This is a genomic window from Burkholderia sp. HI2714, from assembly GCF_002223085.1.
Lineage (GTDB): Bacteria > Pseudomonadota > Gammaproteobacteria > Burkholderiales > Burkholderiaceae > Burkholderia > Burkholderia lata_D.
The window spans coordinates 377,144-395,858 of sequence record NZ_NKFM01000035.1; the positions used below are offsets into that span (position 1 = coordinate 377,144).

Annotated in this window: 17 protein-coding genes; 10 read left to right on the top strand and 7 right to left on the bottom strand. The window is 68.0% G+C overall.

All coding sequences use genetic code 11. From position 1 onward, the window contains the following. Positions 1-7 precede the first annotated feature (7 nt). Positions 8-1,543, top strand: coding sequence for a multidrug efflux transporter outer membrane subunit OpcM (gene opcM, locus CFB82_RS19720; protein ID WP_089484926.1), 1,536 nt, complete (start codon positions 8-10; stop codon positions 1,541-1,543). A 92-nt stretch (positions 1,544-1,635) separates the two neighbouring features. Here the strand turns inward: opcM and CFB82_RS19725 are convergent, their stop codons facing one another. Further along, positions 1,636-2,232, bottom strand: coding sequence for a TetR/AcrR family transcriptional regulator (locus tag CFB82_RS19725; protein WP_089484927.1), 597 nt, complete (start codon positions 2,230-2,232; stop codon positions 1,636-1,638). A gap of 125 nt (positions 2,233-2,357) precedes the next feature. Here CFB82_RS19725 and CFB82_RS19730 point away from each other — a divergent pair, with 125 nt between their 5' ends. After that, positions 2,358-2,789, top strand: coding sequence for a Tautomerase enzyme (locus tag CFB82_RS19730; RefSeq protein ID WP_089484928.1), 432 nt, complete (start codon positions 2,358-2,360; stop codon positions 2,787-2,789). Positions 2,790-2,854: 65 nt separating this feature from the next. On the opposite strand, the gene CFB82_RS19735 is transcribed toward CFB82_RS19730, so the two are convergent. Continuing rightward, the gene (locus tag CFB82_RS19735) at positions 2,855-3,745 is read right to left on the bottom strand and encodes a LysR family transcriptional regulator (RefSeq protein WP_089484929.1); all 891 of its coding nucleotides are present in this window, start codon (positions 3,743-3,745) and stop codon (positions 2,855-2,857) included. 99 nt (positions 3,746-3,844) lie between these two features. On the opposite strand from CFB82_RS19735, the gene CFB82_RS19740 reads away from it, so the two are divergent. Next, positions 3,845-4,294: a PACE efflux transporter gene (locus CFB82_RS19740; protein WP_069252563.1), complete on the top strand. Its 450-nt coding sequence runs from the start codon at positions 3,845-3,847 to the stop codon at positions 4,292-4,294. A gap of 146 nt (positions 4,295-4,440) precedes the next feature. Here the strand turns inward: CFB82_RS19740 and CFB82_RS19745 are convergent, their stop codons facing one another. From CFB82_RS19745 to CFB82_RS19765, 5 genes are all read right to left on the bottom strand, one after another. Beyond that, the gene (locus CFB82_RS19745; protein ID WP_089484930.1) at positions 4,441-5,292 is read right to left on the bottom strand and encodes an alpha/beta fold hydrolase; all 852 of its coding nucleotides are present in this window, start codon (positions 5,290-5,292) and stop codon (positions 4,441-4,443) included. 284 nt (positions 5,293-5,576) lie between these two features. After that, positions 5,577-5,906: a DUF3579 domain-containing protein gene (locus CFB82_RS19750; protein ID WP_089485017.1), complete on the bottom strand. Its 330-nt coding sequence runs from the start codon at positions 5,904-5,906 to the stop codon at positions 5,577-5,579. A 25-nt stretch (positions 5,907-5,931) separates the two neighbouring features. Then, positions 5,932-7,293 (bottom strand): sigma-54-dependent transcriptional regulator, encoded by a 1,362-nt coding sequence (locus CFB82_RS19755; protein ID WP_089448491.1) that lies wholly within the window; start codon positions 7,291-7,293, stop codon positions 5,932-5,934. Continuing rightward, positions 7,283-9,166 carry a sensor histidine kinase gene (locus tag CFB82_RS19760; protein ID WP_089484931.1) on the bottom strand — a complete coding sequence of 628 codons (1,884 nt, stop codon included), beginning with the start codon at positions 9,164-9,166 and terminating at the stop codon, positions 7,283-7,285. Before CFB82_RS19760 ends, CFB82_RS19755 begins: the two co-directional genes overlap by 11 nt. Before the next feature lie 127 nt (positions 9,167-9,293). Beyond that, positions 9,294-10,658, bottom strand: a complete 1,365-nt coding sequence (locus tag CFB82_RS19765; RefSeq protein ID WP_089484932.1) for a 2-hydroxycarboxylate transporter family protein — start codon at positions 10,656-10,658, stop codon at positions 9,294-9,296. A gap of 433 nt (positions 10,659-11,091) precedes the next feature. On the opposite strand from CFB82_RS19765, the gene CFB82_RS19770 reads away from it, so the two are divergent. The 7 genes from CFB82_RS19770 to zigA all read left to right on the top strand — a co-directional run bounded on the left by CFB82_RS19770 (position 11,092) and on the right by zigA (position 18,666). Further along, positions 11,092-11,922 carry a MetQ/NlpA family ABC transporter substrate-binding protein gene (locus CFB82_RS19770; RefSeq protein WP_069252558.1) on the top strand — a complete coding sequence of 277 codons (831 nt, stop codon included), beginning with the start codon at positions 11,092-11,094 and terminating at the stop codon, positions 11,920-11,922. Positions 11,923-11,933: 11 nt separating this feature from the next. Continuing rightward, positions 11,934-13,346 carry an LLM class flavin-dependent oxidoreductase gene (locus CFB82_RS19775; protein WP_069253048.1) on the top strand — a complete coding sequence of 471 codons (1,413 nt, stop codon included), beginning with the start codon at positions 11,934-11,936 and terminating at the stop codon, positions 13,344-13,346. 18 nt (positions 13,347-13,364) lie between these two features. Continuing rightward, on the top strand, positions 13,365-14,558 hold the full coding sequence (locus tag CFB82_RS19780; protein WP_089484933.1) for a methionine ABC transporter ATP-binding protein: 1,194 nt from the start codon (positions 13,365-13,367) through the stop codon (positions 14,556-14,558). Beyond that, on the top strand, positions 14,551-15,207 hold the full coding sequence (locus CFB82_RS19785; protein ID WP_046546161.1) for a methionine ABC transporter permease: 657 nt from the start codon (positions 14,551-14,553) through the stop codon (positions 15,205-15,207). Before CFB82_RS19780 ends, CFB82_RS19785 begins: the two co-directional genes overlap by 8 nt. Before the next feature lie 54 nt (positions 15,208-15,261). After that, positions 15,262-16,104, top strand: a complete 843-nt coding sequence (locus tag CFB82_RS19790) for a hypothetical protein (RefSeq protein WP_089484934.1) — start codon at positions 15,262-15,264, stop codon at positions 16,102-16,104. Beyond that, positions 16,101-17,312: an acyl-CoA dehydrogenase family protein gene (locus CFB82_RS19795; protein ID WP_089484935.1), complete on the top strand. Its 1,212-nt coding sequence runs from the start codon at positions 16,101-16,103 to the stop codon at positions 17,310-17,312. Before CFB82_RS19790 ends, CFB82_RS19795 begins: the two co-directional genes overlap by 4 nt. 145 nt (positions 17,313-17,457) lie before the next feature. Beyond that, on the top strand, positions 17,458-18,666 hold the full coding sequence (gene zigA, locus CFB82_RS19800) for a zinc metallochaperone GTPase ZigA (protein WP_089484936.1): 1,209 nt from the start codon (positions 17,458-17,460) through the stop codon (positions 18,664-18,666). The last annotated feature ends 49 nt before the right edge of the window (positions 18,667-18,715 follow it).

Here is an 18,715-nt window from a genome sequence, read left to right on the forward strand (position 1 = left end):
CAGGAAGATGAATAACTTGCACAACACGAATGGCCTGATGCGCTTCGCAAAGGTGGCGGCCGCGAGCACCCTGCTCGCGACGCTGCTCGCCGCGTGCGCGGTGGGGCCTGACTACAAGCGCCCGGATGCGCCGACGCCCGCCGCATTCAAGGAAGCGCCGACGCTTGCCGCCGGCGAGCAGGCCGGCACGTGGAAGACGGCCGAGCCGTCGGACAGCGCGCATCGCGGCGAATGGTGGAAGGTGTTCGGCGACCCGGTGCTCGATTCGCTCGAGACGCAGGCGCTCGCCGCGAACCAGAACCTGAAGGCCGCGGCCGCACGTGTCGAGGAAGCGCGCGCGGCGACGCGTTCGGCGCGCTCGCAGTGGTTCCCGCAGGTCGGCGCCGGTTTCGGGCCGACGCGCGAAGGGCTGTCGTCGGCGTCGCAGTTCCAGCCGCAGGGCACGGGCCCGACCAACGCGACGCTGTGGCGCGCGCAGGGCACGGTGTCGTATGAAGCCGACCTGTTCGGCCGCGTCGGCCGCAACGTCGAGGCGTCGCGTGCCGACCAGGCGCAGAGCGAAGCACTGTTCCGATCGGTGCAGCTCGCGCTGCAGGCGGACGTCGCGCAGAACTACTTCGAACTGCGTCAGCTCGATTCCGACCAGGACCTGTACCGCCGCACGGTGGAGCTGCGCGAGCAGGCACTGAAGCTCGTGCAGCGCCGCTTCAACGAAGGCGACATCAGCGAGCTCGACGTGTCGCGCGCGAAGAACGAGCTGGCAACCGCGCAGGCCGATGCGGTCGGCGTCGCGCGCCGGCGCGCGGCGTCCGAGCATGCGCTCGCGATCCTGCTCGGCAAGGCGCCCGCGGATTTCGCGTTCAAGGAAACGCCGATCGTGCCGGTTGCGGTGAAGGTGCCGCCGGGCCTGCCGTCCGCGCTGCTCGAGCGCCGTCCGGACGTGTCGGCGGCCGAACGTGCGATGGCGGCGGCGAACGCGCGGATCGGCCTCGCGAAGTCGGCGTACTTCCCGAAGCTCGACATCACGGGGGCGTTCGGCTATGAAGCATCGACGCTCGGCAACCTGTTCCTGTGGTCGAGCCGCACGTTCCTGCTCGGGCCGTTCGCCGGCACCGCGCTGACGCTGCCGCTGTTCGACGGCGGGCGCCGTGCGGCCGGCGTGCAGCAGGCACGCGCGCAGTACGACGAGCAGGTTGCGAACTACCGGCAGCAGGTGCTCGTCGCGTTCCGCGAGGTCGAGGACAATCTCGCCGACCTGCGCCTGCTCGACGACCAGATCCGCGCGCAGGATGCGGCCGTCAACGCGTCGCGCCGCGCGGCGACATTGTCGCGCACGCAGTATCAGGAAGGCGAGGTCGCGTATCTCGACGTGATCGACAGCGAGCGCTCGGTGCTGCAGTCGCAATTGCAGTCGAACCAGTTGACCGGCGCGCAGGCCGTGTCGACCGTGAACCTGATCCGCGCGCTGGGCGGCGGATGGGGGCCGGTGCCGACGGCGGTGGGCGATGCGGCGTCCGTCAAGGAGGACGTGGCGGCGCGTTGACGAACCGGCTCGCCGAAACCGGCGGTCGATCGAAGAACCCCGATCCGTGACGATGCGGATCGGGGTTTTTTATTGGCGGTCAGTCAGGGCGGTCAGGCCGGTTGCTCCGGTTTCACGTCCGTGCGTTCGGCGATGACCACCGCGTAACGGCCGACCGCATCGGCGATGCGCTGCGCGAGTTCGGGATCGCGCACTGCGCGCGCGAGCGTGACGCCGCCCGACAGCAGCGCAAGAAACGCGATGGCCCGATCGTCATCGGGTGGGTTGTCCATCCCGGCCGACACTTCGTCGACGATCTGCCGCAGTGCCTGTTCATACGCATCGCGCGTTTCGTCATCGGCGCGCATCACTTCCGGGGACAGGCTCGGCAGCGCACAGCTTTCACCGAGTTCACAGGTGCGCCGCGGACCGAGGTAGAACGACGCGAACGGGCGCCGCCAGCGCGCGCCATGCTCGGCCTTGAACGTCGCGACGCCTTGCCGGAGCTGGGCGAGGCCATCGAGGACGACCTGCCGGAACGCTTCACCCTTCGTTTTGAAATGGCCGTAGAACGCGCCGTTGGTGACCCCCGCCGCCTTCGTCAGCGGACCGATGCCGGAGCCGCCATACCCCTCCTCGCGGAACAGCCGGCTCGCGGCATCGAGGATGCGCGTACGGGTTTCGTGCTTGTGCTCGACGGAATAACGCATGACAGGCTCGCTTCAGAGCGATCACTCTTTATCTTGCATAGAGAGTGATCAGTGTCTAATGTATAGAGAGTGACTGGTATTTATATCACGTCACCCAACCGATGACCTGAACAGGAGAAAGTGCAATGCCGATTACGCTGACCGTATCCGAAGGGGTTTTCACGCCGGACGACGAGGGGCCGGTGTTTGCCGAGTTGACCGATGCGCTGCTGGAAGTCGAGGGATTGGCCGGGAATGCGTTCCTGGCGCCGAACGTAGTGGGCACGCTCAACGTGCTGCCGCGAAACCGGACCTTCGTGCATGGACGCGCGGAACCCGCCGCGTTCGTCGAGCTGAAGCTGCCCGCCGTGGCGCTCGCGGCGCCCGACCGTCAGCGGCAATTCGTCGAACGGGCGACGGCGATCGTGCTGCACCGCGCCGGCGGGCGGCTGACGCCCGCGCAGGTGTGGGTGAACGTCGTCCATGCGGTCGATGGTGGATGGGGCATTGCCGGACGACGCTACGACAACGCGTCGCTCGTCGATTCGATCCAGAGCGCGGCGGCGGCAGCGCATTGATCGCAACTAACGGTCAAGCCGTATGGCGTTGACCGACGGCGTGGCGGCGCTCGCCGCCACGCCGGTCACTTTTCATCGCCTGCAGCCCGCAGCGCGCGAACCAGTTCGCTGGCCGCCTTGCCGAGCCCCGTGTGCTTCGGCCGCCTCAGGAACACGGGCAGCGGCAGCCCGTTGCGGATGTTCGCGAACACGAGCGGCGCGAGCTCGCCGTCGGCGACGTATCGGCTGGTCACGGATTCGGGCAGGTTCGCCCAGCCATGTCCGGCCTTCACGAGCGCGATTGCGGTCGCCATGTCGGTCACCTTCCACGTGCGGTTGCCGATCAACGGCCGCACGTCGGTCAGCGGCCGCTCGGGATCGGCGATCACGATCTGCCGGAAGCCCGACAACCGCTCGATCGCCTCGGGTTGCGCGCATTCGGCGATCGCCGGATGGCTCGGCGCGGCGACCGCGACGAGCGTCTCGGTCCACAGCCCGTGGATCTGTTCCTGCGGATGCAGGTCGAGCCCGCCATACGCGACACAGAGATCGACGGCGCCGCGATGCAGCGCATCGACGATCACGTCCTGCGGCGCCGTGACGATGCTGATCGCGAGCGCCGGGTATTTCGCGGCGACGGCCGTCAGCGCGCGGGCGACGGGCGCGCCGTCGAGTTCGGCGGCGAGGCCGAGCCGCAACGTATCCTCGACGCCTTCCGACAGGTGCTGCGCATGCGCGCGCAGCGCGTGCAGGCGCTCGGCGATCGAGCGCGCGTCGGGCAGCAGCGCGGCCATCGCGGCGGTCGGCGTCGGTTCGCGCGTGCCGCGGTCGAACAGCACGAGGTCGAGTTCGGCCTCGAGGTTCGCGATCGCCATGCTGATCGCGGACGGCGTGCGGCCGAGCGCCCGCGCGGCGGCGGAAAACGAGCCTTTGTCGATGACGGTCAGCAGCATGTCGATGTGGTCGCTGGTCAGCATGCACTGGCCTCCTGTCAGAAAAATTGAAAGGACCTGACTTTTGCGGACACGCTACCCGCTGATAGTCTCGCCACCTCGTTCGATAGAAGGTGGATGGTCATGCAAGGGTGGAAGAGACGCATAGTCTACGTCGTGGTGTTCGAAGTGCTCGGCATCCTGATCGCATCGTCGGTGCTCGGCATGCTGAGCGGCGCGAGCGTGGCGACGAGCGGCGCGATGGGCGTGATGATCTCGACGACGGGTGTCACCGTCAATTTCCTGTACAACCTCGCGTTCGAGGCGTGGGAGCGCAGAAGCGCGGCGACGACGCGCACGGTCGGGCGCCGCGTGCTGCATGCGATCGGCTTCCAGGTTGCGCTCGTGACGTTCCTGATTCCGTTGATCGCGTGGTGGCTCGACGTGTCGCTGCTGCAGGCGTTCTTGTACGACGCGGTGCTGATCGTGTTCTTCCCGATCTTCACGTTCACGTACAACTGGGCGTTCGACAGCGTGTTCGGATTGCCGGATGCGGTCACGCGCAAGGCGGAGCCGGAACCGGCTGTGTGGTAAGCCGCGTTGGCGGAATGGCGCAGGCAGATTGACGGGACGGACGCGCCGGTGACGCACGTCGGTTGATGAAGCGGCGATGCGGCGTGTATCCGCATCGTCGTTGAACAGCGAGGAGAACGGGCGGCGCAGAAGCCGCCCGGGAGCACTTACGCGGCGACGAACTCGTGCACGTAACGGTTGAACACGGCAGGGCTCGCGGCGTTCATCCCGTGCGACGCGCCGGCGACGGTCTGCCGTTGCGCATTGCCGATCCATTGCGACAGCGTGTCGACGTTGTTGCGGAACATCTTCGGGCTGCGCTGGCCGTCGATCAGCAGCGTGCGGCATGCGATGTCGCCGGCCGTGTGCTGCGTGTACGCAGGCAGCGGGTCGCGCAACTGCTTCGGCAGCGTGCTCGCGTTGTCGATCGCCATCGTGCGGAAGCGCGACGTGCTCTTCTTCCATGCACCCGGCAGGCTCACGGAATCGACGAACATTTCGAGGCCGGCTTCGACTTCGCCTTGATCGATCAGGTTCACGGCCTTCGTGCGCAGCGCGAGTGCGGCGGCCGGCAGCGCGGCTTCGCGCACGCCCGGCTGTTGCAGCGGGCCGCCCGGATCGGCGAGCGTCAGCGATTCGACGAGATGCGGATGTTGGCGCGCGACGTTGAACGCGACGCTGCCGCCGCGCGAGTGGCCGACGAGATGCACGGGGCCGAGATCGAGCGCGTCGATGAATTCGGCGAGCTCATCCACATGGTTCTGCCAACTGAACTCGTCCTGGATGCCCGCTTCGACGGCCGGCCAGTAATGGCTGAGGCTCGGCGCGATGCAGCGGTAGTGGGCCGACAGCGACGCGAGCTGCGGATCCCAGTAGCGGTAGTCGCACAGCGAGCCGTGCACGAACACCATCGGCGCGCCGCTGCCCCGCTCGACATACGGCAGGCTGATGCCTGACGAAAGCGTCGCAAATTGCAGGTCGGGGTTCGCGAGCACGGACGGCTCGATTCGCATGTTCATGACTGAAAGACTCAAAGGTGCGTCAACACGACGCAACTATGCATCACGGCGACCTGCAAGGAAAACGCATAATTTTCATCGTGACGATCAATTTTATTGATGGCTCGGCTGGAAACCCTTGTCGGAAGGGGAAGGGTATCGATGCTTTCAATCGTCTAACGATTGGTCGCGGCGCCGGAAACGCCAGAAACGCTAGAAACAGGCGTGCGGCGACCTGCGCATCCGCGCATGGCACCTTGGGAAAACGGGAAGCAGGTACGCGAGCCGCGAAAGCGGCCCGCGCGTCAGCGCACGGTCAACGCGGGCGCGGTCTGAAGCACGACGGGGAGGTCGTTGTCGGCCGCGAACTGCATCGCGAAATCGAACGCGTCCGCACACACGGTGCGCAATTCGTCCGACACGAACAGGCATTTGACGTTGCCGTCGACGACGGGCATCGCGAGCCGCGACAGCGCGCACGGATAGCCGGGCCGCCGTTCGCCGACGAACAGCGTGATGACGCCCGCGAGGCGCTCGGGCCAGTCGCTCGGGCGGAAGGTCTTCTGCGCGTGCGTGACGCCGCGGATCAAGTGGCCGGTGATGCGGCCCTGTTCGGTGACTTCGATGCGATCCATGCTGGAGTGCGTGTCCTCGTTCGCGTCATTCGCCGCCATCGGCCGCCGCGTCGCCGCGCGCGGGAATCCGCAGGTTGCGCAGCTTGTGATAGAGCGTTTTCTTCGGCATGCCAAGCGCTTCGCTTGCGTCCGCAACGTTGCCGTTGTGACGCTGCAGCATGTCCTCGATCAGCATCCGCTCGAAATACGCGAGCTGTTCCGCGAGCGTGCCGCCCGCGGCCGGCGTGCCGCCGGACGACAGCAGGCTGTCGCCGGTCAGCCCGAGCACGAAGCGGTCGGCCACGTTCTGCAGCTCGCGCACGTTGCCGGGCCACGCATGCGTCATCAGTTCGGATACCTGCGCAGCCGTGACGACCGGTGCCGGCTGCCCGAAGCGGCGCGCGGCCGCGAGCACGAAATGCTCGAACAGCAGCGGCACGTCCTCGCGCCGCTCGCGCAGCGGCGGCAGTTCGATCTGCGCGACGTTGAGGCGGTACAAGAGGTCCGCGCGAAAGCGGCCGTCGGCCGCGAGCTCGGCAAGATCGGCCTTCGACGCAGCGACCACGCGGCAGTCGACCGGAATCAGCTCGTTCGCGCCGAGCCGCTCGACCACGCGCTCCTGCAGCACGCGCAGCATCTTGACCTGCAGCGAAATCGGCATCGTCTCGATCTCGTCGAGGAACAGCGTGCCGCCGTCCGCCCATTCGATCTTGCCGATGCGCTTCTTGATCGCGCCGGTGAACGCGCCGGCTTCATGACCGAACAGTTCGCTCTCGAAGACCTGCTCCGGCAAACCGCCGCAGTTCAGCGCGACGAAATGCGCGTCGCGCCGGCCGCCGAAATCGTGCAGGCTGCGCGCGATCAGTTCCTTGCCGGTGCCGGTTTCGCCGGTGATCAGCACCGACACCGACGTATCGGCGAGGCGCAGGATCTTCTTGCGCACGTCGGCCATCGCGGGCGACTTGCCGAGCACGAACGCCTCGATGCCCTGCCAGTTATTCAGCGCCGCGCGCAGCCCCTGCACCTCGAGCGTCAGGCGGCGCTTCTCGACCGCGCGCGCGACGCGCCCCGCGATCACGTCCGACGAGAACGGCTTCTCGATGAAGTCGTACGCGCCGACCTGCATCGCGCCGACGGCCGTCGAGATGTCGGCATGACCGCTGATTAGCACGACCGGGATCTGCGCGTCGATGGCCATCACGCGATCGAGCAGCTGCAGCCCGTCGATGCCCGGCATCCGCACGTCCGACACGATCACGACCGGCGCACCGGGCGCGACGTGATGCAGTGCGTCGGCGGCCGACGCGAACGCATCGACCGCGAAGCCGGCAAGCGCTACCGCCTGCTCGACGCCGATCCGGACGTTTTCATCGTCCTCGACGACCAGCACCCGAATCTCATCTTCCATGCTCTGTCCTTTGCAGCGTGGCCGCCGCGAATTCGATACTGAACTGCGCGCCGCCTTCGTCGCGGTTCGTCGCGGCGATCTTCGCGCCGAACGCCTCGACGATGCGCGACGTGATCGCGAGGCCGAGCCCGAGGCCCTGGCCGCGCGGCTTGGTCGTGACGAACGGCTCGAACAGGTGCGGCAGCACTTCGGGCGCGATGCCCGCGCCGCTGTCGGCGACGGTGAAGCGCACGCGGCCGGCTTCGTCCGGCCCGGCGGCCTCGATGACGATGCGGCGCACGCTCGCGTCGTGCACCGCGTCGAGCGCGTTACCGAGCAGGTTCACGATCACCTGCTGCAACTGGCTCGATTCGGCCGACACGACTGTGCCGGGTGCGATGTTCACGTCGAGCTGCACGCCTTCGTCGCGGATCCGCGCATCGTAGATGAGCCGCGCATGCGCGACGGCCTCGTTCAGCGACACCGCGACGCGTTCGACGTCGGGCTTGCGCGCGAAGGTCTTCAGCTCACCGGTGAGCACCGCCATGCTGTCGACGAGCTTGCCGATCCGTTCGAGATTGGCGAGCGCCGGCGCGGGCTGGCCGCGCTCGAAGAACGTGCGCGCGTTGTCGCACAGCGTGCGGATCGCGACGAGCGGCTGGTTCAGCTCGTGCGTGAGGCCGGCGGCCATCTGCCCGAGCACCGCGAGCTTGCCCGCATGCACGACTTCCTGCTGCGACGCGCGCAGCCGCTGCTCGGTGCGTTCGCGTTCGACGATCTCGCGCTGCATCCGTTCGTTCGCGGCCGTCAGCGCGGCCGTGCGCTGCGCGACGGTCAGCTCGAGCTGGTCGTTCGCCCGCCGCAGCGCGTCCTGCGCGTTCAGCCGCGCGACGATCGCGCGGCGTCGCTGGATCGCATAGCCGGCCAGCAGCGCGGCGATCAGGAACGCGCCGGTGACGAACACGAAGGCCGTCTGCTGCTGGCGCCGCGCGCCCGCGATGTCGAGCAGCACCATCAGCGAATCGCCGGCCTGCGGCGCGGGGCGCGACATCACGAGATAGCGCGTGGTGCGGCCGCTGTGGTGCGTATCGGGGAAGGTGCCGAACCACGCGGCCGCGCTGCGGTCGCCGATATGGCGGTACGGCAGCGCGTCGACCGTGCGGCCTGCGTACTGGCGCGACGCCTGGATGTCGCGCTGCTGCTGTGCGGTGATCGGGCGCAGCGCGGTGAATTTCCATGCCGGTTCGGTCGAGATCACGACCACGCCGTTGCTGTCGACGACCATCGCGGCAACGCCCGGCGCGCGCCACGCCGATTCGAGCGGATCGACGCTGATCTTCACGGCGGCCACGCCGATCGGCACGCCGTCGTCACGCACCGCGCTGGCGAAGTAGACGCCCGGCACGCCGGTGTTGGTGCCGATGCCGAAGAAGCGGCCGCTGCCGCGCGCGAGCGCGTCCTTGAAGTACGGCCGGTACGACACGTTGGTGCCGACGAAGCTGAGCGTCTCGTTCCAGTTGCTGGCGGCGATCACATTGCCCTGCAGGTCGATCACGTCGACCGCGCCGCTGCCCGCGTCGCGGTTCACGGCTTCGAGGTAGGTGTTGACCGTGTGCACGAGCGCGGGGGCGTCCTGCGGGGCGGCTTTCAGCATCGTGCGCACGCCGTCCTGCCGCGCGACCAGGCCGGGCAGGATCTCGAAGCGGCCGAGCTCGCTCTTCAGGCTCGACGCATACAGGTCGAGCCGGTGCGCACCGGTTTCCTCGAGCGCGTCGATCGCACGTTCCCACGCGAAATCGACGGCCGCGGCCGCCACGCACACGTACAGCACGCCGGCCGATGCCCAGCCCCACCACGGGATTCCCTTGAAGCTCTTCTGCACGTTCGCCCTCATCGAAGCCCGCAATCGTCCGCCCGGCGCGACGTCCGAAACGACGCCCCGAACGACGCGCGCCGCGCGCCGGCTAGGCCGGCGGCGGCGCGTGCAAAGCGGCCTGCGCGACGGTGCGCGCGGCGGCGCGTCATCCGAAGTGGGCGACCAGGATTAGCGTGACCGTGACGACGATCGCGCCGCCGATACGCGTCGCGATCTGCGCGAACGGCATCAGCTGCATCCGGTTCGCGGCAGTCAGGATCGCGACGTCGCCGGTGCCGCCTTGCCCGCTGTGGCAGGCGTTCACGATTGCGGTGTCGATAGGGTACATCTTCATCAGGCGGCCGACCACGAAACCGGTGCCCATCAGCGTCGCGACGGTCGACACGATGGTGACGACGTTGACGATCGTGAACGCGGCGGTCAGCTTGTCCCACGGCGTCATCGCGACGCCGATCGCGAACAGCAGCGGGTACGTGACCGCGGTCGAGAAGAACTTGTAGACGACGAACGCGCCTTCCTGCAGCGGCGGCGACACCGCGCGCGCGAGCTTCACGAGCACCGCGAGGAACAGCATCGCGACCGGCGCGGGCAGGCCGAACAGCTTGTGCGCCATCAGGCCGACCAGGTAAAGCGTGATGGCCGTGATGCCGGCGCCCGCGATGTGCGAGACGTCGACGTGGCCGCGGATTTCCTCGTTCTCGGGCGTCATGTCGCCCGATTCGCCGACCTGCAGGCGGCCGTTGCCGGTCAGGTGCGGGAGGCGCTTGCCGAGCATGTCGAGCGCGCCCGACAGGATGATCGCGGTCAGGCTGCCGAGCATCACCGGCGGCAGCACCATCGCGAACATCTCGCCTTGCGGCAGGTGCATCAGTTCCGAATAGCCGATCGACAGCGGAATCGCGCCCTCGCCGACGCCGCCCGCCATGATCGGCACGACGATGTACAGCAGCGTGTGGCGTGCGCCGAGTCCGAGCGCGGTGCCGACCGCCGTGCCGACGATCGCGGCCGCGACCGAGCCGGCCGCGAGCGGGATGAAGATCTTCACGAAGCCCTGGATCAGCACGCGGCGATCCATGCTCAGGATGCTGCCGACGATGATCGACGCGATGAACAGGTACAGGAAGTTGGTCGACTTCGTGAACTCGACGGTCAGGTTCAGCACCGGCTTGGGCAGTACGTGGTAGTACGTGAGCGCCGACGGCACGAAGGTCGCGAAGATCGCGGCCGCGCCGATGTTGCGCAGCAGCGGCAGGCGCTTGCCCAGTTCCGCGCAGGTGAAGCCGAAGAACGCGAGCACCGCGATCGCCATCGAGATCTCGCCGGGCACCTTGCCGGTCACCGAGAAGCCGACGATCAGCGCGAGCAGGATGAAGTAGACGGGCAGCGGAATGATGCCGATGCGGATTTCCATCAGTTTCCACCAGCCTTCCGGCCAGAAGCGCTCGCGCGGGGCGGCGACGGCGTCGGAAACCGGCTCCGGATGGGATGGGGTATGGATAGAGGTCTGCAAGACGTGTCTCCTGATGTTGGTATGCCTGCATGGCTTCGCGGCATCGTGTGCCCGTCTATTACGCAACCCCCGTGCCAGAAATCCGGCCTGCCGAAATATTTTTAATGCATTGATTTATAAGGGGTTTGTTTCGTCTGCGGAAAGGGCGGCCCGACCGGCTGGCCGAGATTTCGGAATTCGCCCGGCGCCCAGGCCGAGATTTCGGCCAAGAGGCCGGCCAGGCGCCCGGTCAGGCCCCCGATCCCGCATGGCCGCCCGCCATATCGCCGCGCGCGATTTTCTTCGCACAATCGCTTCGTAGACCGCCCCTGCGCCGCTCTCTATCATCGCCTGATCTATTTCCGATGCGACGACGACTGTCCGGAGAACGCCCGCGCGTTCGCCGCGGCGTCGCTCATCCGTCGATACCGTCTTTGGACAGGAGAGTGGTTTCATGCTGCATGCCGTTTTTTCCGCCCGCTTATCCGCCGGCCGCGTCGCGCGTCTGCTGGCTGCCGCCGTGCTTGGCGTCGCGTTGCTCAACGGCGCGCAGGCCGACACCGCGCCGCTGAAGGTCGGCATCTCGACCAGCCCGCAGATCGAGGCGCTGAAGGTCGCCGCGAAGGAGGCGAAGGCGCAGGGGCTCGACGTGAAGATCGTCGAATTCACCGACTGGAATACGCCGAACGCGGCGCTCGCGAACAAGGACATCGACGTCAACTACTTCCAGCACATCCCGTTCCTCGAGAACGCGAACAAGCAGGGCGGCTACAACTTCGTGTCGATCGCACCCGGCACGATCATGAAGATCGGCCTCTATTCGAAGAAGGTGAAAAGCTTCAGCGAGCTGAAGGACGGCGCGAAGGTCGCGATCGCGAACGATCCGGTGAACGGCGGGCGCGGGCTGTTGCTGCTGCAGCGTGCAGGGCTCATCACGCTGAAGCCGGGCGCCGACTACCGCGCGACGACGCACGACATCGTGTCGAACCCGAAGCACCTGAAGATCATTCCGCTCGAAGCGTCGCAGCTCGCGCGTTCGCTCGACGACGTCGATCTCGCGCAGGGCTACCCGAGCTTCATCAAGCTCGCCGGCACGACCGACCCGAACAGCGCGCTGCTGTTCGACGGCACCGAGAACAAGATCTTCGCGATCCAGTGGGTCGTGCGGCCGGACAGCGTGAACGATCCGCGCATCCGCAAGTTCATCGCGATCTACCAGCAGTCGCCGGCCGTGCGCAAGGCGCTCGACAACGCGTTCGGCTCGCTGTACGCAATCGCGTGGTGACGGAGGCGGGCATGACGACGGCGAACCGAAAGAAGATCCTGCTCAACGCGTTCAACATGAACTGCGTCGGGCACATCAACCACGGGCTGTGGACCCATCCGCGCGACCGCTCCGCGCACTACACCGATCTCGACTACTGGGCCGACCTCGCGAAGACGCTCGAACGCGGCAAGTTCGACGGGATCTTCCTGGCGGACATCGTCGGCGTGTACGACGTGTTCGGCGGCGGCCCGGACGCCGCGCTGCGCGAGTCGGTGCAGGTACCCGTCAACGATCCGCTGCTGCTCGTGCCCGCGATGGCGCAGGTCACGCGGCACCTCGGCTTCGGCGTGACCGCGAACCTGACCTATGAACCGCCTTACCTGTTCGCGCGCCGCATGTCGACGCTCGATCATCTGACGAAAGGGCGCGTGGGCTGGAACATCGTCACCGGTTATCTCGACAGCGCCGCGCGCGGGATGGGCCTCGCGCAGCAGATCGGCCACGACGACCGCTACGAGCGCGCGGACGACTACATGGACGTCGTCTACAAGCTGTGGGAACAGAGCTGGGACGACGATGCGGTGATCCGCGACGCGCAGGCGCGCGTGTTCGCGCAGCCGGGCAAGGTGCGGCGCGTGAAGCACGACGGGCCGTTCTACTCGATCGACGCGATTCATCTGAGCGAGCCGTCGTTGCAACGCACGCCGGTGCTGTACCAGGCCGGTTCGTCCGCACGCGGCGTCGAGTTCGCGGGCCGTCACGCGGAATGCGTGTTCGTGAACGGGCAAAGCAAGGCCGCCGCGCGCGCGGCCACGCTCGACATTCGCGCCGCCGCCGCACGGCAGGGCCGCGACCCGGCTTCGATCAAGATCTTTGCCGGCGTGAGCGTCGTGACCGCCGAGACCGAATTGCTCGCCCGCGAAAAGTTCGACGAATACCGGCGCTACGCGAGCCCGGAAGCCGGCCTCGCGCATTTCGCGAGTTCGACCGGCATCGACTTCGCGAAATACGGCCTCGACGAACCGATCTCGTACGTGAAGACCGATTCGATCCAGTCGGCCGTCGACGCGATCTCGCGCAAGAGCACGACCGGCACGTGGACCGTGCGGCGCATGCTCGAACAGATGTCGCTCGGCGGCCGCTATGCGCCGATCGTCGGCTCGCCGTCGCAGGTCGCGGACGAGTTGCAGTCGTGGATCGACGAGACCGGCATCGACGGCTTCAACCTGACGCGCACCGTGATGCCCGAGTCGTTCGAGGATTTCGTCGACTGGGTCGTGCCCGAGCTGCAGAACCGCGGCGTCTACAAGGAAGACTACGATCCCGCGCCGACGCTGCGCGAGAAGCTGTTCGGCGCGGGCCCGCGCCTGCCCGCGTGGCACACGGGCGCGCAGCACCGTCCGGCCGCCGTGGCCGAACCCGCGCATCCCGCGCATGCGTGAACGTGACGGAGCGAAGCGATGACGCAATTGTTCGATACGTTGGGTTTCGTCGAGACATCGGCAGTACGTGCGGGCGCAGAGGCAACGGCACATGACGAAGCGGCCGCGTCGGCCGAATCGACCCGCGCCGGCGGCGCCGCCGTGTCGCTGGAGCAGGTCGGCAAGGTGTTCGCGACGCCGCGCGGCCATGCCGCTGCATTGCGCGACGTGACGCTCGACGTGCGGCGCGGCGAAGTATTCGGGATCATCGGCCGCAGCGGCGCCGGGAAGTCGACGCTGCTGCGGCTCGTGAACGGGCTCGAACGGCCGAGTTCGGGCCGCGTGCGCGTGCAGGGCGTCGATGTCGGCGCGCTCGACGAGGATGGCCTCGTCGCGCTGCGGCGCCGCACCGGCATGGTGTTCCAGCATTTCAACCTGCTGTCCGCGAAGACGGTGTTCGAGAACGTCGCGCTGCCGCTGAAGATCGCCGGCGTGCCGAAGACCGAGCGCGTGCGCAAGGTCGAGGCGCTGCTCGAACTCGTCGGGCTCGCCGCGAAGCGCGACGCGTATCCGGCCAGCCTGTCGGGCGGGCAGAAGCAGCGCGTCGGCATTGCCCGCGCGCTCGTGCACGATCCGGAGGTGCTGCTGTGCGACGAGGCGACGTCGGCGCTCGATCCCGAGACGACGCAGTCGATCCTTGCGCTGCTCGCCGACATCAACCGCCGCCTCGGGCTGACGATCGTGCTGATCACGCACGAGATGGAAGTGATCCGCGCGGTGTGCGACACGGTCGCGGTGATCGAACAGGGCGAAGTCGTCGAAACGGGCCCCGTGTGGCGCGTGTTCGGCGATCCGCGTCACGGCGCGACGCGCGCACTGCTCAGCACGCTCGTGCACGACCTGCCGGCCGAACTGGCCGCGCGCGTGCAGCCGCTGCCCGACCAGGCCGCGTTGCCTGACGGCGCGCAGGTCGTGCTCGACGTCCGCTATACGGGCGAGAGCGGCGGCGAGCCGGATGTCGGCGCGCTCGCGGTGGCGCTCGGCGGCTCGGTGCGGTTCCTGCACGGCGGGATCGAGCGCATCCAGGGGCATGCGCAAGGGCGGCTCGTGATCGCGGCATCCCCGCGTGCGGACGACGTCAGCCAATCGACCGCCCGCGGCGGCGCGGTGGCGGCGCTGCTCGAACGCGCGCGCCGCCACGCGAATCACGCGGAGGTGCTCGGCTATGTTTGACCTCTGGTGGCCCGAACTGCTCGACGCGATCCGCGACACGCTGTCGATGGTTGCCGCGTCGGCCGTGATTGCCGCGCTGATCGGCATCCCGCTCGCGGTGATCCTCGTGACGACCGCGCCCGGCGGCATCTACGAGCGGCGCGGCGTGAATGCGGTGCTCGGCGCGCTCGTCAACGTGTTCCGCTCGACACCGTTCATCATCCTGCTCGTTGCGCTGCTGCCGTTCACGCGCGTGCTGATCGGCACGACGATCGGCGTTTGGGCGGCCGTCGTGCCGCTTTCGATCGCCGCGATCCCGTTCTTCGCGCGGATCGCCGAGGTGAGCCTGCGCGAAGTCGACCGCGGGCTGATCGAGGCCGCGCTCGCGATGGGCGCGAAGCGCCGCCACATCGTCTGGCACGTGCTGCTGCCCGAAGCGCTGCCCGGCATGCTCGGCGGCTTCACCATTACCGTCGTCGCGCTGATCGGCTCGACGGCGATGGCGGGCGCCGTCGGCGCGGGCGGCCTCGGCGATCTCGCGATCCGCTACGGCTACCAGCGTTTCGACACCACCGTCATGGCGACCGTGATCGTGATCCTGATCGCGCTCGTCTCGGCCGTGCAAATCACGGGCGACCGCCTGGTCCGACGTGTGACCCGGCGTACCTGAGCGACGCCACAAGCGCCTGCTCGCTTCATTCATGATCCTGAGAGAAAGAACACTATGACCTTGCCCATCGGCGCGCCGCGCGAATGGAACGGACAATTCGAGGAATCGCTGTTTCTCGACGTGGCGCGACGCCATCGTCCTGACTTCCCGGCCAAGCTCGCGACGCCGCCGCGCGAGCCGCGCAACGACGACGAACTGGCCGCCGTCGCCGACTACTACACGAAGATGGCGTCGCACGACCTGTTCATCGTGCAGGTCGTCGCGAAGGCGATCGACACGCTGTTCCGCGACGATCCGCATTTCCAGCTGATCCTGTCGCGCCAGCTCGGCGACGACGGCGCGCACGCGGTGATCGGCCGCGAACGCGTGACCGAACTGACGGGGCGTGACCCGCTGCCGGAAGTCGACCGGCTCGTCGCCGCGCATTGGGCCCGCATCGGCGACATCGCGGTGCGCGACGTCGCGGGTTTTCTCGCATTCGAATGGCACTACGAGCTGCATATCCTCGCGAAGCTGTGGATCCAGCGCAAGAGCGGCCGTATCGGCGATTCCGCGATGCGCGAGCATGGCGAGAACCGGATCCGGCCGGACGAGGAGTGGCATCGTGTGCAGATCGTCCAGTGGTGGTTCGACACGTTGAAGGCGCTGCCGGCAGCCGAGCGTGACGCGCTGATCGATCGCGTGATCGCGGCCGACGAGGAAACGCAGGCGCGGCTCGACGATTACCTGCACGACGAGTACGCGCACACCGCGCACGTATTCGGCGCGGATATCGCCGAATACCGCGCGATCTACGACGACTGGCGGCGCGAGATCCTGTCGCGGCTGACCGGCCGCCAGCTCGACGCGCTCGTCCCGCTGTCGGGCGAAGCGGTTGCGCAGGAAGCCGTCGCATGAACGATCCACGCGGCCCGGCGACCTTCGCGCCCGATACCGATACGCCTGCTTTCGACCCCGCCGCGCTGGCGCGAGCGATCGACGCGTTGCGCACCACGGCCGCCGCGCGCGACCGCGCGGGCGGTCATGCGGCGCGGGAGAAGCAATGGCTCGCCGATGCGGGCCTGCTGACGCTCGCGGTGCCGCGTGCGTTCGGCGGGCGGGAAGCCGCGTGGACCGAGATCTACGATGCGATCCGGCAGATCGCGCGCGTCGACAGCGCGCTCGCGCATCTCGTCGGGTTCCAGTGCCTGCAGGTGGTGAGCGTCGACGTGTGGGGCAACCCCGCGCAGCGCGAGCGCTATCTGCGCGGCACGGTCGAGCGGCAATGGTGGTGGGGCAATGCGGTCAATCCGCTCGACACGCGGCTCGTGGCCACGGCGACGCCTGACGGCGGTTACCGGCTCGATGGCGTGAAGGGCTTCTGTTCGGGCACGCGCGGCTCGCAGCGGATGACGGTGTCCGCGCACGATCCGGAGACCGGCCGCACCGTGTTCGGCGTGGTGCCGACCGATCGCACGGGGATCACGGTCAACGAAGACTGGGATCCGATCGGCCAGCGCCAGACCGACAGCGGCAGCGTGCGCTTCGACGGCGTGGCGCTGGCAGCAGACGAAGTGCTGCACCGTTCCGAGGCGCCGCCGACCCCGCGTGCGACGCTGCGCACGCTCGTGTCGCAGCTCGTGCTGACCAACCTGTTCGTTGGGCTCGCGGAAGGCGCGCTGGCGGAAGCGCGCGACTACGTGTTGAAGCATGGCCGCCCGTGGATTCAGTCGGACGTCGCGCAGGCGAGCGACGATCCGTACACGCTGCAGCGCTTCGGCGACATGCGCGTGCGGGCGATCGCCGCGGCGGCGCTGGCCGATCGCGCGGCCGCCGCGTTGCAGCGTGCATGGGCGCGGCAGGATGCGCTGACGGCGGACGAGCGCGCCGAGGTGGCGCTCGCGGTATCGGAGGCGAAGATCGTCGCGCAGCGCGCGGCGCTCGAGAACGGCGAGGCGCTGTTCGACGCGTGCGGCGCACGCGCGACGGCCGCGTCGCTCGGCCTCGACCGCTTCTGGCGGAACGCGCGCACGCATACGCTGCACGATCCGCTCGACTACCGGCTGCGCGACGTGGGCCGGTTCGCGTTGACGGGCGAGTTGCCGCAGGCGTCGCTCTATACGTGACGGCGTAATCGGCGTGATGCCGGAGCGGCGCGGTCCGCTCCGGACAAAACCTAACCGGCATGCTGGACGTCTGAAATGATATGTTATATCGTTGCGATACAATGTATCACTCGATGATCGCCCACCCTCCTTCCGGAATCGCCCGATGAGCACCGCACTCTCCCCGTCCACGCGGCTTCCCGTGACCGTCCTGTCCGGCTTCCTCGGCGCCGGCAAGACGACGCTGCTCAACCACATCCTCAACAATCGCGAGGGCCGGCGCGTCGCGGTCATCGTCAACGACATGTCCGAGGTCAACATCGACGCCGCGCTCGTGCGCGACGGCGGCGCGGGGCTGTCGCGCACCGACGAGAAGCTGGTCGAGATGAGCAACGGCTGCATCTGCTGCACGCTGCGCGAGGATCTGCTGATCGAGGTCGACCGGCTCGCGCGCGAAGGGCGGTTCGACCAGCTCGTGATCGAATCGACCGGCATCTCGGAGCCGCTGCCGGTGGCCGAGACGTTCACGTTCGAAGGCGAGGACGGCCGCAGCCTCGGCGAAGTCGCGCGGCTCGACACGATGGTGACGGTGGTCGATGCGTTCAATTTCCTGCGCGACTACGCATCGCGCGACAGCCTGCAGTCGCGCGGCGAATCGATGGGCGAGGAGGATGCGCGCACGGTCGTCGATCTGCTGATCGACCAGATCGAGTTCTGCGACGTGATCGTGATCAACAAGATCGACCTGATCGACGCAAGCGCGCGCGAGCGGCTGGTTGCGCTGCTGCGCGGCTTGAACCCGCGCGCACGGATCGAGATCGCCGAATTCGGCAAGGTGCCGCTCGAGCGCGTGCTCGACACCGGCCTGTTCGACTTCGAAGCCGCGTCGCGTGCGCCGGGCTGGCTGCAGGAGATGCGCGGCACGCACACGCCCGAGACCGACGAGTACGGGATCCGCAGCTTCGTGTATCGCGCGCGTCGACCGTTCCACCCGCAGCGCTTCTTCGATCTCGTCGAAAGCGAATGGCCGGGCGTCGTCCGCTCGAAGGGGTTCTTCTGGCTCGCCACCCATCCGACCGTCGCGGGTTCGTGGTCGCAGGCCGGCGCGGTCGCGCGGCACGGGCCGGCCGGCTACTGGTGGGCGGCCACGCCGCCCGAGCGCTGGCCGCAGGACGCGGAAGCCGTCGCGCAGATCCGTGCGCGCTGGGACGAGCACGTCGGCGATGCGCGGCAGGAACTCGTGCTGATCGGCATGGACATGGACGAGCCCGCGCTGCGCGCGCGCTTCGACGCGTGTCTGCTGACCGACGCCGAGATGGCCACCGGCCCCGAACACTGGACCACGTGGGACAACCCGTTTCGCGACTGGCCCTGACCTGAACGCGCTTCCTGCATCGATCCGGATGGAGAAGGCGCTCCACCGG

Bases quoted from the DNA above. Each gene is read 5' to 3' on its own strand.
- CFB82_RS19770 (WP_069252558.1), top strand. From the start codon at position 11,092: ATGCTGCATGCCGTTTTTTCCGCCCGCTTATCCGCCGGCCGCGTCGCG.
- CFB82_RS19750 (WP_089485017.1), bottom strand. From the start codon at position 5,906: ATGGATCGCATCGAAGTCACCGAACAGGGCCGCATCACCGGCCACTTG.
- opcM (WP_089484926.1), top strand. From the start codon at position 8: ATGAATAACTTGCACAACACGAATGGCCTGATGCGCTTCGCAAAGGTG.
- CFB82_RS19730 (WP_089484928.1), top strand. From the start codon at position 2,358: ATGCCGATTACGCTGACCGTATCCGAAGGGGTTTTCACGCCGGACGAC.
- CFB82_RS19725 (WP_089484927.1), bottom strand. From the start codon at position 2,232: ATGCGTTATTCCGTCGAGCACAAGCACGAAACCCGTACGCGCATCCTC.
- zigA (WP_089484936.1), top strand. From the start codon at position 17,458: ATGAGCACCGCACTCTCCCCGTCCACGCGGCTTCCCGTGACCGTCCTG.
- CFB82_RS19790 (WP_089484934.1), top strand. From the start codon at position 15,262: ATGACCTTGCCCATCGGCGCGCCGCGCGAATGGAACGGACAATTCGAG.
- CFB82_RS19735 (WP_089484929.1), bottom strand. From the start codon at position 3,745: ATGCTGACCAGCGACCACATCGACATGCTGCTGACCGTCATCGACAAA.
- CFB82_RS19760 (WP_089484931.1), bottom strand. From the start codon at position 9,166: ATGAGGGCGAACGTGCAGAAGAGCTTCAAGGGAATCCCGTGGTGGGGC.
- CFB82_RS19745 (WP_089484930.1), bottom strand. From the start codon at position 5,292: ATGAACATGCGAATCGAGCCGTCCGTGCTCGCGAACCCCGACCTGCAA.
- CFB82_RS19740 (WP_069252563.1), top strand. From the start codon at position 3,845: ATGCAAGGGTGGAAGAGACGCATAGTCTACGTCGTGGTGTTCGAAGTG.
- CFB82_RS19755 (WP_089448491.1), bottom strand. From the start codon at position 7,293: ATGGAAGATGAGATTCGGGTGCTGGTCGTCGAGGACGATGAAAACGTC.
- CFB82_RS19780 (WP_089484933.1), top strand. From the start codon at position 13,365: ATGACGCAATTGTTCGATACGTTGGGTTTCGTCGAGACATCGGCAGTA.
- CFB82_RS19775 (WP_069253048.1), top strand. From the start codon at position 11,934: ATGACGACGGCGAACCGAAAGAAGATCCTGCTCAACGCGTTCAACATG.
- CFB82_RS19795 (WP_089484935.1), top strand. From the start codon at position 16,101: ATGAACGATCCACGCGGCCCGGCGACCTTCGCGCCCGATACCGATACG.
- CFB82_RS19785 (WP_046546161.1), top strand. From the start codon at position 14,551: ATGTTTGACCTCTGGTGGCCCGAACTGCTCGACGCGATCCGCGACACG.